The following is a 15,710-nucleotide window of genomic DNA, read 5'->3' as shown; positions in this document are numbered from 1 at the left end:
TCCTCTCGAATGAAGAAGCGCGGCCCCCCGCGGTACGAGACAACAATACCCGGGAATCAATTCATGGCAATACGGAAATCGAATGGGATCAATTACCGCGCCGGACGCACAATTGGGAACAGGATTGTTTCCCGGATTCCGAGGCCGGTCAGCGCCATCAGCAATCGATCGATTCCCATACCGGTCCCGGTCGTCGGAGGCATTCCCTGTTCCATCGCAGCGAGGAAATCCTCGTCGAGGACCATCGCCTCGTCGTCACCGGCGGAGGCCAGCCGCGCCTGGTCGACGAACCGCTCCCGCTGGATCACGGGGTCGACGAGTTCCGAGTAACCGGTGGCCAGTTCGAAACCGCGCACGTACAGGTCCCATTTCTCGGTCACACCGTTCTTGCTGCGGTGCTGCCGGGTGAGCGGCGAGGTCTCGACGGGGTAGTCCCGCACGAACGTCGGCTCGTGCAACTGGTCGCCGCACTGGTGCTCCCACAACTCCTCGACGAGTTTTCCGTGGCCCCAGCCCTTACCCTCCGGGACCTCGAGACTCACCCGATCGGCGAGCGCGTGCAACTCCTCGAGGGACGTGTCGGGCGTGACCTCGGTGCCGATGGCCGCGGACAGCGACGGGTACATCTCCATCACTTTCCATTCGCCGCCGAAGTCGTACTCGGTGCCGTCGGCGAGGGTGACGACGTGGGTGCCGAACACCGCCATCGCCACCTCCTGGATGAGCTCGCGAATCATCGTCGCCGAATCGTCGTACGTGCCGTACGCCTCGTACGTCTCGAGCATGGCGAATTCGGGCGAGTGCGTGGAGTCCGCACCCTCGTTGCGAAAGTTGCGGTTGATCTCGAAGACCTTCTCGATGCCACCCACCACGCAGCGCTTGAGGAACAGTTCCGGCGCGATACGCAGATACAGATCCATGTCGAGCGCGTTCGAATGGGTGACGAACGGACGCGCCGTCGCACCACCGTGCAGGGTCTGCAGCATCGGGGTCTCGACCTCGAGGAAGCCACGCCGCTCGAGAGCATTGCGCAGTTCGCGCACCACGGCGACACGCATGCGGGCGTTGGCGCGAGCCTCGGGACGCACGATCAGGTCGGCGTAACGCTGCCGGACGCGGGTCTCCTCGTTCATCTCCTTGTGCGCGACCGGCAGCGGGCGCAGAGCCTTCGCGGCCATCTGCCACGAGTCCGCCATGACGCTGAGCTCGCCGCGGCGAGAACTGATCACCTCGCCGTGCACGAACACGAAGTCACCGAGGTCCACCTCGTGCTTCCACGCCGCCAGGGACTCCTCGCCGACACCGTTCAGGCTGATCATCGCCTGCAACTGGGTGCCGTCGCCCTCCTGCAGCGTGGCGAAGCAGAGCTTGCCCGTGTTGCGGAAGAAGATGACCCGGCCGGCGACGCCGACCTGCTCACCGGTGACGGTGTCGGGCTCGAGGTCGGGGTACTTCTCGCGGATCTCCGCGAGGGTGTGAGTGCGCGGCACGACGACGGGGTACGCGTCCTTGCCCTGCGCCAGGATCCGTTCGCGCTTCTCGCGGCGGATACGGATCTGCTCGGGGGTGTCGTCGGACTGCTGAACCGGTGCATCACTCACGGGTGACCAGACTATCGGACCGCGTCGGACGCCCGCGCAGCACCGACGCGCCCGGGGACACCGATGCCCCGGCGGATCAGTGTGCGGTGACGCGCGCCACGTCGTCCTCGACGTGCGGGGCAGCGGCGATCGCACCGGTCGCCCCGGCCGCCGCCAGGGCCGCGTACCCGCCGGCGAGACCGGTGACGCGGCGCAGACCGAGGGCCTGCAGCCCAGCGACGACCGTGTCGGTCTCCGCGCCGGAGGCCGAGACCACGACCCACTCGACGTCACGGTCGACGGCCACCGCCAGGCGCTCGTCGTCGGCTGGATGCAGACGCCGGGGCAGCAGGTCCGCAGAGATGGCCAGGGCGCCGGGCAAGGTGCCCTGGGCGGCGCGTTCGGCGTGGGTGCGGATGTCGACGACCACAGCGCCGCGCGCGACGGTCGCGGCCAGTCCGGCCGGATAGATGCGCTCGGTGGTGAGCGGGAGGGGGTGGGCGGGTGCGGCGACGAAGGATGCAGCAAGCGCAGTGCGCATGAGAGAGACTCCAGGAAGGTGTGAACGATCGAGGCGGACGTCAGCCTCGACAACACTCCTGGGCGCTCATGCAGCGGATCACGGCGACTATTCTTGCACAGGATCGCGGCGGGCGGAACCCACTGCGGCGGATCGGGCGCCGCGCCGTGCGAGATTGCGCTCGTACACCAGGCGCAGTCCCTCCAGCGTCAGGTCCGGCTCGTGATGCTCGAGCGTTTCGGATTCCGGCATGATCAGCGGCGCCCGGTCGCCGGTCCCGATGACCGCGACGTCGTCACCGTCGAATCCCCGCTGCTCGGAACGCACCAGCCGCACCAGTCCGTCGACCATCCCGGCGAATCCGAAAACCGCTCCGGACTGCATGCATTCGACGGTGTTCTTGCCGACCACGGCCCGCGGGCGCAGCAGCTCCACCTTGCGCAGCGCCGCGGACTGGGAGGCGAGCGCGTCCATCGACACCTCGATGCCCGGGGCGATGATGCCGCCGAGGAACTCCCCCTTCGCGGAGACCACGTCCACGCACGTGGACGTCCCGAAGTCCACCACGATGCACGGACCGTCGTAGAAGTGATGTGCCGCAAGGCTGTTGACGATGCGGTCGGCGCCGACCTCCTTGGGGTTGTCGACGAGCAGCGGCACCCCGGTGCGCACGCCCGGCTCGACGACCACGTGCGGCACGTGTTCCCAGTAGCGGGCCAGCATCACCCGGATCTCACGCAGCACCGACGGAACCGTGGACAGCGCGGTCACACCGGTGATCTGATCGACGTATCCGCCGAGCAGACCACGGAAGATGAGCGCGAGCTCGTCGGCGGTCATCCGCGGATCGGTACGCATCCGCCAGTCCCGCAACAACTTCGCATGCGAGCCGCTGCCGGTGAACAGACCGAGTACGACGTTCGTGTTCCGGACGTCGACGGCGAGGAGCACTGCTACACCAACGAACCGGAGTCGAGCGTGGCGAGCATGCGCGGGGTGATCAGACCGGAACCCTCCGGCGCGTGCGCCGGATCGTTGCCGAGCTCGACCTGGCGGTTGTCCGCGTCGACGAACACCACGCGCGGGTTGTAGTCGCGGCACTCCTGCTCGTTCATCACGCCGTAGGCGATGAGGATGACGAGGTCACCGGGGCTCACGAGACGTGCTGCGGCACCGTTGATCCCGATGACGCCGGAGCCTCGCTCGCCCGCGATGACATAGGTTTCGAGACGGTTGCCGTTGTCGATGTCGACGATCGCGACCTGCTCACCCTCGAGCAGGTCGGCGGCATCCATCAGGTCCTGGTCGACGGTCACCGAACCCACGTAGTGCAGATCGGCGTGGGTCACCGTGGCGCGGTGGATCTTCGACTTCATCATCGTGCGGAACATGGTGTCTCCTCAGCTTTTCGTGCCGGTCGCGCTATCGGCGGGTGAGCAGGTCGTCGGGGGTGGACGCGTCGACCGGGCCGGTCTCGCGTTCGAGGAATCCGGTGCCGATTGCGACACCGACGTTGTCGATGAGCCGGGTGGTGCCGATCCGAGCGGCGATCAGCAGCCGGCCGTCGCCACGTTCCGGGGCGGGACCGAGATCCGCACCCCGCAGTTCGAGATAGTCCAGCTCCACCTCGGGCTCGGCGGCGAGCACCTCGCGTGCGGTGGTGAGCACGGCCTCCGGCCCGCCGGCGGCGGCATGCGCCCCGGCGACCAACGCCGCGGACAGCACGGTGGCGATCCGGCGCTGCTCCGGATCCAGGTAGCGGTTGCGCGACGACAGCGCGAGCCCGTCCTGCTCGCGCACCGTCGGCACGCCCACGACGCGGACGTCGACGTTCAAGTCCTGCACCATCTGCCGGACCAGCGCGAGCTGCTGGTAGTCCTTCTCACCGAAGAACACGACGTTGGGCGCCACGATCTGCAGCAGCTTCGCGACGACGGTGAGCATGCCCGCGAAGTGCGTCGGGCGGCTGCCGCCCTCGAGCTCCGCACCCAGGGGACCCGGATGGATCATGGTCCGCCTGCCCTCGGGGTACATCGCGGACGCCGTCGGCACGAACGCCAGCTCGACACCGGCCTCGCGCAGCAGCGCGAGGTCCGCGTCGAGGGTGCGGGGGTACGCGTCGAGATCCTCACCGGCACCGAACTGCAGCGGATTGACGAAGATCGACACCACCACCACGGCACCGGTGAGCTTCGCCTGCCGTACGAGTTCGAGGTGACCGGCGTGCAGGGCACCCATCGTCGGCACGAGTGCCACGGTGCGGCCGACCCCGCGCAGCGCCTTGGTGACCTTGGTCAGGCCGGCGGGATCGTGGTGCACGGTCAACTCGCCGCGCACGTAGCCGCCCTGTTGCGTTTCACTCACCGTGATCAGCCCCTTCGAGGATCTCCATCAGTTCCGGTTTCGCACCGGCCCGCTGCGCCGAACGCAGCGACATCGCCCGGTAGCCGGCGGCGATCCGAGAATCGACCTCGTCGAGCTCCCGCAGGTGCGTGGCCACGGCCTGCGCGTCGCCACGAGCGACCGGACCGGTCAGCGCGGACGGTCCGCGGCGCAGCGCGTTGTCGAGCGCCGCCGACAGCAGCGGCTGCAGCACCCGCTCCGCGACACCACCGGGCGCGTCGTCGACGAGTTGCTGGCCGAGCAGTTCGTCACCCTCGAGCGCCACCCGCAGCGCCTCCACCGCATCGACCACGAGGGTGACGAGGTGATTGCTGCCGTGGGCGAGCGCGGCGTGGTACAGCGCGCGCCGCTCCTCCCGGACACGCACCGGTTCGCCGCCGATCTCGAGCACGAGGGACTGGGCGATCGCGTAGCCGATGTCGTCGGCGGCCGTGATGCCGAAGCACGCCGACGCGAGCCGGACGGTGTCCTCGTCGTGGCCGGTGAACGTCATCGCCGGATGGATGGCGAGCGGCACGACCCCCTGGTCGGCCAGCGGAGCGAGAACACCGACGCCGTTCGCACCGGACGTGTGGGCGACGATCGTGCCGCGCGATACGGAACCGGTGGCCGCGAGGCCGCGGACGAGGGCGTGGAGTTCCGAGTCCGGGACGGCGAGGAGCAGCAGGTCGCAGCGCGCGGCCACCTCGTCGACAGGGAGAATTTCGGTGTCCGGGAGCCGGGTGCGGGCGCGGTGCTTGGACTGTTCGGACACTGCGGAACAGGCCACGACCAGGTGGCCGACGCGTTCGAGTGCCGCGCCGATCGCCGTGCCCACCCGCCCGGCGGAAACGATTCCGACCGTCAGTCGTGCAGGCGCAGGCTCGTTGGTGATCCCGAAGGAAGTCACGGGAGTCCTCTCGTTCGTTCCAGTCCCGCTCGGCGGGTACCAGACGTTCCGATCGACGATAGCGCGGTGCGAGCGACCACGGCCACGGCTGAGAACGTGATCTGCGCCTCACCCGCCGTGGCGGGTGCTCAGCGTTCGGCGGACAGGGCGGCGAGGATCTCCGCGACCGTGCGCCCCTGGCTGTGCGCGCCCTCGCCCGCGTCGTCCGACCGCCGCCGCCGGGCACGCCGGCCTGTGGGTTCGGCGTCGTCGTCCGCGTCCGAGGTCTCGTCCTCCGGCTGCGCCCCGGCGTCCCGGGGCTGCTCCGACCCGTTCTCGGGCTGCTCCGCCCGGGACCGCGCGTCCTCGGTCTGCTCCGGCGGTGCCTCGGCTCCGGTCCGGTCCTCGACCTCGGTCCGATCCTGCCGTTGCGGGGCCGGCGACGCACCGGAAGCGGCCGCCGCCCCCGCCGGGCGGCGGGGCACAGCGGTCGTCGTGTCGCCGTCGCTGACCACCGTGGTCTCGGCGGTCACCGGCTCGTCGTCCGGCGACGCGAAGAACGGACCCGCCGGACGAGGCGCGGCGGTGACCCGGAAGTTCCCGCCACCGAGCTCCTGCAGTTGCCCCCGGCCCGCCCACAACGCCGCACGGTCCTCGGGCAGCCGGCCGTCGAAGAGCACCTCGAGGTTGCGTCGCAGCGCACCGAGTTCGGCTCGCAGGGCGACCATCTGGTCGGCGTCGATGCGCAGCTCCGAACGGACCTTCTCCTCGACCGTCAGCTCGTACTCACGGCGTGCCGCGATCTCCCGTTCGAGCTGCAATTCGTACACGGTCTGCAGATCCCGAACCTTGGCACGGTCCAGTGCCGACTCGCGTCGATACTTCGTCATGGCGATCGCGCCGACGGTGGCAGCCCACAGCGCGACCACCAGCCCGACACGCAACAGCTGGACGCTGTCGCTGAAGACCAGGAACAGCGACGCGATCAGCGCCAGGGCGAGCAATCCCGCCACGATCACAGAACTCGCGCTGCGCCGTGGCCGACGGCCCTTCCTCGTTCGCACCGGGGTCCCCATGGGCTCCAGACTACTGGGCGGGGCCGCCGTGTCCCGAGAGTCGAGCGCACCCGAGGCGCCGTCACGGTCAGGTCGCCGGCTCGTCCGGATCTTCCGGTGTCCGGCAACAATGTTCGAGCCACAATGCGGCGCCGGCGAGCGCCACGCCGGCGAGCAGCCCGACGATCACACCGGCACTGTCCTCGACCGCGGCCTGGAGCACCGGTCGCTGCGGCACCAGGTACAGCAGGAATCCCGCCCAGATGCCCGCGCTGGCCGCACCGACCAGTGCCGATGCCTTCGCGAGCGCCACCGCACGAGCCGCCGTGATGGGATGCAACTGGTGCGGTCCGTCGCCGATCTCGTGCTTGCCGACCCGGGAGCGGATCACGAAGGCCAGCACCACCTCGACGATCGCGACCGGATACAGCGACGCTCCCGCGTAGACGGGAATCGGCGGCAGCGTGCCGTACAGGCCGCGCGCCAGCAGCCAGGCCGCGACGGCGGCGAGCACTGCCAGCGCCAGCAGGTCCCGGATACGCGTCGGCTTCATCACCGCGGCGGCTCCAGCCGGTGCTCGGTGCGGCGCACACCTTCGCGTTCGTCGACGTCGAGAGCCGCGAGCCACTCCGTCAACGGCCGCCGCATGCCGTCGGCCACCAGCGTCGCCTGCGGTTCGACGTCCCACCACGGGACGAGCACGAAGGCACGCAGGTGGGCGCGCGGATGCGGCAGGGTCAGTTCGGGATCGTCGCTGAGAACCTCGCGACCGTCCGAGTCGTGGCAGGTGACCATATCCACGTCGAGGCTGCGCGGGCCCCACCGCTGTTCCCGGACCCGGTCGGCGGCAGCCTCGAGCTGCCGCCCCAGATCGAGCCAGCCGCGGCAGTCCAGCGACGGGTCCTCGGCGACGACGACGGCGTTGAGGAAGTCCTGCTGCTCGACCCCGCCCCACGGCGCCGTCGAGTACACCGGCGACACGGCCACGATTCGGTCGCCGAGGGCTTCGGTGACCGAGCGCAGATGCGCTGTCCGGTCCCCGATGTTCGAGCCGATGGACAGCACCGCCCGGCTCACGAGCCGCTCCGGGTGCGCTCGACCACCACCGCCACGTCGGCGAAGGTCAGCGGGATCGGCGCCGACGGCTTGTGCAGGGTGACCTCGACCCGGGTGACCCGCGAGTCGGTGAGGACGTCGTCGGCGATCTCACCGGCGACGGTCTCGATGAGGTCGCGCGACGGGCCCGCGACGATCGCGGCGGCCCGCTCGGCGAGGATGCCGTAGTGCAGGGTGTCGTCGAGGACGTCGCTCGCGGCAGCCGGTGCGAGATCGAGCCACGCGACGATGTCCACCAGGAAGTCCTGGCCGTCGCGCTTCTCGTGGTCGAACACCCCGTGGTGGCCGCGGACCCGCAGTCCGCGCAGTTCGATCCGGTCGCTCACGCCGATCCTCCCGCCGCACTGCCGCGCTGCCACGCTCCGACGACGGCGACAGCGTCCAGCGACGCCCGCACGTCGTGCACGCGCACCCCCCAGGCGCCGTGCTCCGCCGCGAGCGCCGACACGACGGCCGTGGCCACCTCGCGGCCACCGGGTGGCCGGATCGTGCCGTCGGGGGCGGCGAGCAGGGAACCGAGGAAGCGTTTGCGCGACGCACCGATCAGCACCGGGTAGCCGAGTTCGGTGAGTTCGGGCAGGCGATGCAGCAGTTCCCAGTTGTGGTCGGCGTCCTTCACGAAGCCGAGACCGGGATCGAGGATGATGTTCGCCGGATCGACCCCGGCGGCGATCGCGGCGTCCACCTGCACCATCAGCTCCCCCCGAACTTCACGGACCACGTCGTCGTAGTGGGTGGATCCGCCGGCGTGCACGAAGCCGCCGGCGGGCCGCCAGTGCATGAGGATCCACGGCACGCCGGCCGCGGCCACGACCGCGGCCATGCGAGAGTCGGCGCGTCCGCCCGAGACGTCGTTGACGATGGTGACCCCGGCCTCGATCGCCGCCTCGGCCACGGACGCCCGCATGGTGTCGACGCTGGTGGGAATTCCGGCGGCGCTCAACGCGGCGACGACGGGGGCGACCCGCCCGGCCTCGACCTCCGGGTCGACGCGAGCCGCTCCGGGACGGGTGGATTCCCCACCGACGTCGACGATGTCCACACCGAGGTCACGCAGTTCCAGGCCGTGCGCGATCGCCGCGTCACGGTCGAGGTACCGGCCGCCGTCCGAGAACGAATCCCGCGTCACGTTCAGCACGCCCATCACCACCGGGCGCCCGGGGTTCGGCAGCGTGCTCACCGGCGCAGGATCAGATCCAGGGCCTCGGCACGCGACGCCGAGTTGGTCTGCAACAACCCGCGCACCGCCGAGGTCGTGGTGCTCGCCCCCGGCTTGCGGATGCCCCGCATGGCCATGCACAGATGCTCGGCCTCGACGACCACGATCACCCCGACCGGATCCAGCTTGCGCATCAGCGCATCCGCCACCTGACTGGTCAGCCGCTCCTGCACCTGCGGCCGCTTGGCGTACAGATCCACCACCCGCGCCAGCTTCGACAGGCCCGTCACCCGGCCGGTGGGACCGGGGATGTAGCCGACGTGCGCGACCCCGTGGAAGGAGACCAGGTGATGCTCGCACGTCGAGTACATCGGGATGTCGCGCACCAGGACGAGTTCCTGATGGCCCTCGTCGAAGGTCTTGTCCAGAACCGAGTCCGGGTCGGTGTACAGACCGGCGAACATCTCCCGGTACGCCCGCGCGACCCGGGCCGGAGTGTCGAGCAGCCCTTCGCGCTCGGGGTCCTCCCCCACCGCGATCAACAGTTCCCGCACCGCCGCCTCCGCGCGAGCCTGATCGAAGGCCCGGCCCGATTCCCGGCTGCGCAGGGGCTGACCGTCACCGCCGATCGACACGGAATCCGCCTCGGAATCCAGGTGGTTCACCGACACCAGACCGTACCTCCACTCTTCTCGACTCGGGTTCAGCGCGGACCGGTCGGCCCCTCCCACGGCTGGGTCGGCGGTGACTCGGGAGCTACATTCCTGTCGGCCTGTCGCTCGTCCTCGTCGGCCGAGCGCGCGGGCTGGGTCCATTGCGGATACCCAGGATAGGTGCTCTGCGGCTGCTCGGATTCGGCAGGCGGCCAACCGGGTGCCGACCAGCCCGCCGGGGCGCCGTAGTCGGGCCGGGTGGCGTGGCGCGGTCCGCCCGGGTACGGCGGCTGCCCGAAGCCCGGCAGCGGCTCCGATGCGGGTGCCGGCACCGGCGCCGGATGCCCGTTGGTCGGCGCCGCGGGCTGCGGCTGCGGGTGCTGCGGCTGAGGCTGAGGCTGCGGCTGCGGCTGCGGCTGCGGCTGGGCAGGCTTGGTGAAGGACGGGCGCACCGCTTCCGGCGGCCACGGCTCACCGCGTTCCTTCGCCCGCTCGGCCGGCGTCTTGATGGGAGGCTTGTCCGACGGCGTACGTCCACCGAAGTCGTTGAACTCGGTGATCCGCGGCCGCTTCTCGACGGAGGCGAGGATCCGCTCGAGATCCTTGCGGGTGAGGGTCTCGTGTTCGAGCAGCTCCCCGGCGAGCACGTCCAGCACGTCGCGGTAGTCGTTGAGGATCGCCCAGGCCTCGGTGTGCGCGGCCTCGATGAGGTTGCGCACCTCTTCGTCGATCTCGCGGGCCACCTCGTGCGAGTAGTCGGACTGCACGCCCATCGAGCGGCCGAGGAACGGGTCGCCGTGTTCCTGCCCGTAGCGGACGGCTCCGAGGCGGGCGCTCATGCCGTACTCGGTGACCATCGCGCGAGCGATCTTGGTGGCCTGGTCGATGTCCGAGGAGGCACCCGTCGTCGGCTCGTGGAACACGAGTTCCTCGGCCGCCCGGCCGCCCATGGCCATCACCAGGCGGGCGATCATCTCCGAGCGGGTCATCAGGCCCTTGTCGTCCTCGGGGACGGTCATCGCGTGACCGCCGGTGCGGCCGCGGGCCAGGATCGTCACCTTGTAGACCGGCTCGATGTCGGGCATCGCCCACGCGGCGAGCGTGTGCCCGCCCTCGTGGTAGGCGGTGATCTTCTTCTCGTGCTCGCTGATGATGCGGCTCTTGCGGCGCGGGCCGCCGATGACCCGGTCCACCGACTCCTCGAGTGCGGCCTCGGTGATCACGGTGCCGTTCTCGCGCGCGGTGAGCAGCGCGGCCTCGTTGACGACGTTGGCAAGGTCGGCGCCGGACATGCCGACGGTGCGCTTGGCCAGTCCCTCGAGGTCGGCGTGCTGGTCGAGCGGCTTGCCCTTGGAATGCACCTGCAGGATCGCCCGGCGCCCGGCGAGGTCGGGATTGGTGACCGGGATCTGCCGGTCGAAGCGGCCCGGCCGCAGCAGGGCCGGATCCAGGATGTCGGGACGGTTGGTGGCAGCGATGAGGATGATGCCCTGCCGGTCCCCGAAGCCGTCCATTTCGACGAGCAGCTGGTTGAGCGTCTGCTCGCGTTCGTCGTGGCCACCGCCGAGGCCGGCACCACGCTGACGGCCGACCGCGTCGATCTCGTCGACGAAGATGATGCACGGGCTGTTCTGCTTCGCCTGCTCGAAGAGGTCGCGCACCCGGGACGCGCCGACGCCGACGAACATCTCCACGAAATCCGAACCGGAGATGGTGAAGAACGGGACACCGGCCTCACCGGCGACCGCGCGGGCGAGCAGGGTCTTGCCCGTGCCGGGAGGACCGTACAGCAGGACGCCCTTCGGGATCTTCGCGCCGAGGGCCTGGTAGCGCGCCGGGTTCTGGAGGAAGTCCTTGATCTCGTACAGCTCTTCGACGGCCTCGTCCGCACCGGCGACGTCGGCGAACGTGGTCTTGGGCATGTCCTTGGTCAGCTGCTTGGCCTTGGACTTGCCGAAGCCCATCATCCCGCCGCGGCCACCGCCCTGCATGCGGCTCATCACGAAGAAGAACACCCCGAGCAGGATGATCATCGGGAGCACGAACAGCAGGATCGACGTCAGCCAGCTCTCCTGGGTGACGGTGGTGTCGAACTTCTCGAGGCCCGCGCCGGCGACCTTGTCGAAGATCTGCTCGGACGCCGACTCCGGGTACTTGGCGAGGATTTCGGTGTCGTCCCCGGTCGCCTCGTTGCCGCTCTTCAACCACAGGCGCACTTGCTGCTCGCGGTCGTCGATCTGCGCCCGGCTGACGTTGTCCGCGTCGAGCTGAGCGAGCGCGACAGACGTGTCCACCTTGGTGAAACCGCGGGTGTCGTCGCCGAAGTAGCTGAAGGCGTAGATGACCAACAGGATGCCGGCGACGATCGCCAGATTACGGAACACTGTCTTGCGGTTCATACAGGTTCGGCCCGGCCGGCCGGTCCTTTCGATAGTGCGGTCATCATCGTGGTCGTCCCGAGGAGTCCGGCGACGAACCGGACACCGCAAGGTTACCGCGTGTACGCGCAGCGTTGCCCTCGCGCGGCCGCACGGTCCGAGGGGTCAACGTCCGAGGCCACCCGGAGGTTCCCACCGGTCGCGTCAGCTGCCTGCGGGCCCGGGCCCCACCGTGGTTATCATTTCGCATGGCCATGCAGGAGCCGGACGCTGCAACCGAGGCCGACCCGACCCGTACCGCTGCGGCCGAGCCGACCCGCACGGTTGCGGCCGATCCCACCCGGACCGCCGAGGCGGAGCCGACCCGCACGACCGAGGCGGAGCCGACCCGCACGACCGAGGCGGAGCTCACCCGCACGACCGAGGCAGAGCCGACCCGCACGGCCGAGGCAGAGCTCACCCGCACGGCCGAGGCGGAGCCGACCCGCACGGCCGAGGCGCCCACCGAACCGGCCCGTACCAGCGCGGTCGTCCCTCCCGGCGAGGAGACGACCGAGCCCTTCCCGGTCCGCGTCCCGACCGGCATCGACGACGTCGAGGCCGGGAGCCGGATCGACGACTTCGACCTGCTCACCAACCTCGGCCGCGGCGCGTTCGGGCGAGTGTTCCTGGCCCGGCAGCACTCCATGCAGCGGCTCGTCGCCGTGAAGATCTCGCCCGACCGCGGTACCGAGGCCCAGACCCTCGCCCAACTCGACCACGACTACATCGTTCGTGTCTTCGATCAGCGGATCCTGCCGGAGCACGGCCTGCGGCTGCTGTACATGCAGTATCTGCCGGGTGGGACGCTGCTGCGGGTGCTGCACCGGGTGCGCACCACCCCACCGGAGCAGCGCAGCGGCCGGCTCCTACTCGACGTCGTCGACGAGACCCTCGCCGAGAAGGGGGAGATCCGGGCCGCCGAATCGACCGTGCGCAGCCGGCTCGAGAGCCTGAGCTGGCCCGAGACCGTCGCGTGGCTCGGGCGCCGGCTCGCCTCCGCACTGGACTACGCCGATCGGCGCGGCGTCCTGCACCGCGACGTGAAACCCGCCAATGTCCTGCTCACCGCGGAGGGCGTGCCCAAGCTCGCCGACTTCAACATCAGTTTCGCCGAGTCCGTCGGTGGCACGTCGGCCGTGGCATACCTCGGCGGGTCCCTGGCGTACATGTCGCCCGAGCAGCTCGAGGCGTGCCATCCCGGTCTGCCCGGCACCGCCGCGGACATGGACACCCGCAGCGACATCTATGCGCTCGGGGTCATGCTGTGGGAACTGCTCACGGGTGGCCGGCCCAACAGCGAGGACGACCTGGGCGCCGAAACCCTGCCCGCACTCGAGACGATGCTCGCGCGGCGACGCTCCGGACTGACCGCGGCCGCGCGCGAGCGGATCCCGGCCGACTGTCCCCAGACTCTGCTGCGGGTGCTCGGGAAGTGCCTCGAACCGGATCCGGCGGATCGGTGGGCGTCGGGTGCGGAGCTGGCACAGCAGTTCGACCTGTGCCTCGATCCGCGGGCCCGGGACCTCGTCGACCCGCCGCCGCACAGCTGGCGCGCCCGGCTCCGCCGCCCCGTGGTGCCGATCCTCACCGCCGCGATCGCGATCCCGAACGTGCTGGCCGCGCTGTACAACTACCAGCACAATGCGAACCTGATCGTCGACCGGCTCCCACCGGACACTCAACGCGAATTCGAGCAGCTCGCGCTGATCATCAACGGGATCACCTTCCCGCTCGGCACGGTGATCATCGTGTACCTGTGCCGACGGTTGATCACCGTCCCGCGCGGTCTGCACCGCGGCCGCAGCTACGACGCGGCGGAACTCGCCCGGGCGCGGCACGACGCGCTCCTGGTCAGCGACCGTATCGCAGCCGTGGTGATGACCCTGTGGACGGTTGCGGGCATCGCGTTCCCGGTGGCACTGCACTTCGTCGGCGGCAACATCGACGGTCCCTCCGCCGCGCACTTCCTCACGTCGATCCTGGTGTGCGGGGCGATCGCCGTCGCCTATCCGTTCTTCCTCGTCGCCTTCTACATGGTGCGCTCGTTGTACCCGGCGTTCCTGCCGCACGGGGCCACCGACGCCACGGATGCCCGGGAACTCGAAGGACTGCACCGGCGCAGTGTGTTCTACCTGGCGCTCGCGGCGGCCGTTCCGCTCGTCGGGGTGGCCGGCGTGACGTACCTCTCGCCCGAGGAGATCCAGCAGGTCCTCGTCGCGGTCCGGGTGCTCGCGGTGGGCAGCATCGCCGCATTCGTGCTCGTGTACTGGTTGTTCCGCATCATGGAGGACGACCTGCGGGCCCTACAGCGCGGCATGGCCCCGACGCGGGTGACGCGCGAGCCGCCGAAGCGGAGCCCGGCTCAGTCCGTGTAGACCTTCGGGTCGAGGGTGCCGATGTACGGCAGATCGCGGTAGCGCTCGTCGTAGTCGAGGCCGTAGCCGACGACGAACTCGTCCGGGATGTCGAATCCCACGTCGGCGACGTGGACGTCGACCTTCACGGCCTCCGGTTTGCGCAGCAACGTCACCACCTCGAGGGACGCCGGGTTCCGTGAGGAGAGGTTGCGCATGAGCCAGGACAGTGTCAGGCCCGAGTCGATGATGTCCTCGACGATCAGCACGTTCCGGCCGGCGATGTCCTTGTCGAGGTCCTTGAGGATGCGCACCACGCCGGACGACGAGGTGGACGATCCGTACGAGCTGACTGCCATGAACTCCATCTGGGTGGGGATCGGCAGCGCCCGTGCGAAGTCGGTCATGAAGAAGATCGCGCCCTTGAGCACGCCGATGAGCAGCAAATCACCTTCGGGTGCGCCCACCGGATAGCGCGCGGCGATGGTCTCGGCCAGCTCCTTCGTGCGCTGTTCGATCTGTTCCTCGGAGATCAGTACCGACGCGATGTCGTTCTCGTACACCGGGTTCATCCTGCCTTCCCTCAGTCGTCCGCACCCTGTCGCCGGCCGACGAACTCGACGATCAGCCTGCCACGCCGACGCGTGACGACCAACCTGACGCCGGGCTGCGGCCCACCGCCCACGGCGACGGCACCCTGGCCGCGCCACTGCCCGATCAGGTCGTCGACGGCTCGCAGCTTGCGATCCGTCGGGGCCGAAGCTCCCGACTCGAGCAGCCATCGTCGCAGGACCCGTCGTCGTACCGCGACGGGCGTGCCGGCGAGGACGTCCACCGCCAGCCCGGCCCCGGCCCGGGCCTCCCCCAGCCGGTGCCGGGCCAGTTCCTCCAGCGCGTCCTCGTCCTCGCGCAGCTGCGCGGCCGTGCGCGCGAGGGCCGGTGCGACGCCACCGCCGAGTACGTCCTCGAGCAGCGGCAGCACTTCCTCACGTAGCCGGACCCTGGTGAAACGCCGGTCGCTGTTGTGCGCGTCCTCGTAGGGCAGGTACCCCAGTTCCGCGCAGGCCCGGCGGGTGACGTCGCGGCGCACGCCGAGCAGGGGGCGCCCCCACGGCTCGTCGAACTCGCACATGCCGCGCAGGGACCGGGCCCCGGAACCGCGGCCCAGCCCCAGCAGCACGGTCTCGGCCTGATCGTCGAGCGTGTGCCCGAGCAGCACCGGCAATCCGGCCCGGGCCTCGTCGAGTGCCCGGTAGCGGGCCGCACGCGCGGCCGCCTCGGGACCGCCGGGGCCGGTCACCGCGACGCGGACGACCTGCACCGATGCGCATCCGGCCGACCGGGCGAACGCCGCGGCGCGGGCGGCGACGTCGGCGGAGCCGGGTTGCAGACCGTGGTCGACGACGACGGCGTGCACCGAATCCGCCTCGGCAACGGCGGCGACGGTCAGAGCCGACGAGTCGGCGCCGCCGGACAGGCCGACCGCGACGGACCGGCCGTGGTCCGCGACCCAGCGCCGGACGGCCAGACGCACCTCGTGGACGGCCGGGGTCTCGGGCAGGAGCGGTCGCTCGGACGACAC

The 15,710-nt window shown here is 70.2% G+C and carries 16 protein-coding genes; 1 reads left to right on the top strand and 15 read right to left on the bottom strand.

What is annotated here, in order from left to right; translation table 11 throughout:
• Positions 1–92: 92 nt before the first annotated feature.
• The 13 genes from lysS to ftsH form a co-directional block, all read right to left on the bottom strand.
• Positions 93–1,601: a lysine--tRNA ligase gene (lysS, locus tag ACM26Y_RS02935; protein ID WP_416062594.1), complete on the bottom strand. Its 1,509-nt coding sequence runs from the start codon at positions 1,599–1,601 to the stop codon at positions 93–95.
• A gap of 76 nt (positions 1,602–1,677) precedes the next feature.
• A complete protein-coding gene (locus ACM26Y_RS02930; protein WP_054371499.1) occupies positions 1,678–2,121 on the bottom strand; it encodes a rhodanese-like domain-containing protein in 444 nt (147 codons plus the stop codon).
• An 87-nt stretch (positions 2,122–2,208) separates the two neighbouring features.
• The gene (locus ACM26Y_RS02925; RefSeq protein ID WP_003935998.1) at positions 2,209–3,051 is read right to left on the bottom strand and encodes a type III pantothenate kinase; all 843 of its coding nucleotides are present in this window, start codon (positions 3,049–3,051) and stop codon (positions 2,209–2,211) included.
• A gap of 2 nt (positions 3,052–3,053) precedes the next feature.
• Entirely contained in the window at positions 3,054–3,491 is a 438-nt protein-coding gene (gene panD, locus ACM26Y_RS02920; protein WP_003935999.1) for an aspartate 1-decarboxylase, read from the bottom strand.
• A gap of 31 nt (positions 3,492–3,522) precedes the next feature.
• Complete coding sequence (gene panC, locus ACM26Y_RS02915) at positions 3,523–4,464, bottom strand: pantoate--beta-alanine ligase (protein WP_416062593.1); 942 nt, start codon at positions 4,462–4,464, stop codon at positions 3,523–3,525.
• Complete coding sequence (locus ACM26Y_RS02910) at positions 4,457–5,392, bottom strand: Rossmann-like and DUF2520 domain-containing protein (protein WP_054371497.1); 936 nt, start codon at positions 5,390–5,392, stop codon at positions 4,457–4,459. Before ACM26Y_RS02910 ends, panC begins: the two co-directional genes overlap by 8 nt.
• Before the next feature lie 128 nt (positions 5,393–5,520).
• On the bottom strand, positions 5,521–6,384 hold the full coding sequence (locus tag ACM26Y_RS02905; protein ID WP_416062592.1) for a DUF6779 domain-containing protein: 864 nt from the start codon (positions 6,382–6,384) through the stop codon (positions 5,521–5,523).
• A 130-nt stretch (positions 6,385–6,514) separates the two neighbouring features.
• Complete coding sequence (locus ACM26Y_RS02900; RefSeq protein ID WP_003936003.1) at positions 6,515–6,979, bottom strand: DUF3180 domain-containing protein; 465 nt, start codon at positions 6,977–6,979, stop codon at positions 6,515–6,517.
• Complete coding sequence (folK, locus tag ACM26Y_RS02895; protein ID WP_416062591.1) at positions 6,979–7,503, bottom strand: 2-amino-4-hydroxy-6-hydroxymethyldihydropteridine diphosphokinase; 525 nt, start codon at positions 7,501–7,503, stop codon at positions 6,979–6,981. Before folK ends, ACM26Y_RS02900 begins: the two co-directional genes overlap by 1 nt.
• Positions 7,500–7,868: a dihydroneopterin aldolase gene (folB, locus tag ACM26Y_RS02890; RefSeq protein ID WP_003936005.1), complete on the bottom strand. Its 369-nt coding sequence runs from the start codon at positions 7,866–7,868 to the stop codon at positions 7,500–7,502. Before folB ends, folK begins: the two co-directional genes overlap by 4 nt.
• Complete coding sequence (folP, locus tag ACM26Y_RS02885; RefSeq protein WP_052033950.1) at positions 7,865–8,686, bottom strand: dihydropteroate synthase; 822 nt, start codon at positions 8,684–8,686, stop codon at positions 7,865–7,867. Before folP ends, folB begins: the two co-directional genes overlap by 4 nt.
• Positions 8,687–8,718: 32 nt before the next feature.
• Positions 8,719–9,336 carry a GTP cyclohydrolase I FolE gene (folE, locus tag ACM26Y_RS02880; RefSeq protein WP_238586230.1) on the bottom strand — a complete coding sequence of 206 codons (618 nt, stop codon included), beginning with the start codon at positions 9,334–9,336 and terminating at the stop codon, positions 8,719–8,721.
• 68 nt (positions 9,337–9,404) lie between these two features.
• Positions 9,405–11,753, bottom strand: a complete 2,349-nt coding sequence (gene ftsH, locus ACM26Y_RS02875) for an ATP-dependent zinc metalloprotease FtsH (protein WP_416062590.1) — start codon at positions 11,751–11,753, stop codon at positions 9,405–9,407.
• Between the two features lie 227 nt (positions 11,754–11,980).
• Between ftsH and ACM26Y_RS02870 the strand changes: the two genes are divergently transcribed.
• Positions 11,981–14,149, top strand: coding sequence for a protein kinase domain-containing protein (locus tag ACM26Y_RS02870; RefSeq protein ID WP_416062589.1), 2,169 nt, complete (start codon positions 11,981–11,983; stop codon positions 14,147–14,149).
• On the opposite strand, the gene hpt is transcribed toward ACM26Y_RS02870, so the two are convergent.
• Together hpt and tilS are read right to left on the bottom strand one after the other, a co-directional pair.
• Positions 14,137–14,691, bottom strand: a complete 555-nt coding sequence (gene hpt, locus ACM26Y_RS02865; RefSeq protein ID WP_003938265.1) for a hypoxanthine phosphoribosyltransferase — start codon at positions 14,689–14,691, stop codon at positions 14,137–14,139. The genes ACM26Y_RS02870 and hpt overlap by 13 nt on opposite strands.
• Before the next feature lie 20 nt (positions 14,692–14,711).
• Entirely contained in the window at positions 14,712–15,710 is a 999-nt protein-coding gene (gene tilS, locus ACM26Y_RS02860) for a tRNA lysidine(34) synthetase TilS (protein ID WP_081005098.1), read from the bottom strand.

This window comes from Rhodococcus indonesiensis (genome assembly GCF_047782815.1).
Taxonomy (GTDB): domain Bacteria; phylum Actinomycetota; class Actinomycetes; order Mycobacteriales; family Mycobacteriaceae; genus Rhodococcus; species Rhodococcus indonesiensis.
Note: the sequence above shows the minus strand (reverse complement) of the source record. Positions and strands in the feature narration are given on the sequence as shown.

Excerpts from the sequence above, each read along its gene's own strand:
- ACM26Y_RS02900 (WP_003936003.1), bottom strand. The coding sequence starts at position 6,979 with ATGAAGCCGACGCGTATCCGGGACCTGCTGGCGCTGGCAGTGCTCGCC.
- folP (WP_052033950.1), bottom strand. The coding sequence starts at position 8,686 with ATGGGCGTGCTGAACGTGACGCGGGATTCGTTCTCGGACGGCGGCCGG.
- panD (WP_003935999.1), bottom strand. The coding sequence starts at position 3,491 with ATGTTCCGCACGATGATGAAGTCGAAGATCCACCGCGCCACGGTGACC.
- ACM26Y_RS02870 (WP_416062589.1), top strand. The coding sequence starts at position 11,981 with ATGGCCATGCAGGAGCCGGACGCTGCAACCGAGGCCGACCCGACCCGT.
- ftsH (WP_416062590.1), bottom strand. The coding sequence starts at position 11,753 with ATGAACCGCAAGACAGTGTTCCGTAATCTGGCGATCGTCGCCGGCATC.
- ACM26Y_RS02930 (WP_054371499.1), bottom strand. The coding sequence starts at position 2,121 with ATGCGCACTGCGCTTGCTGCATCCTTCGTCGCCGCACCCGCCCACCCC.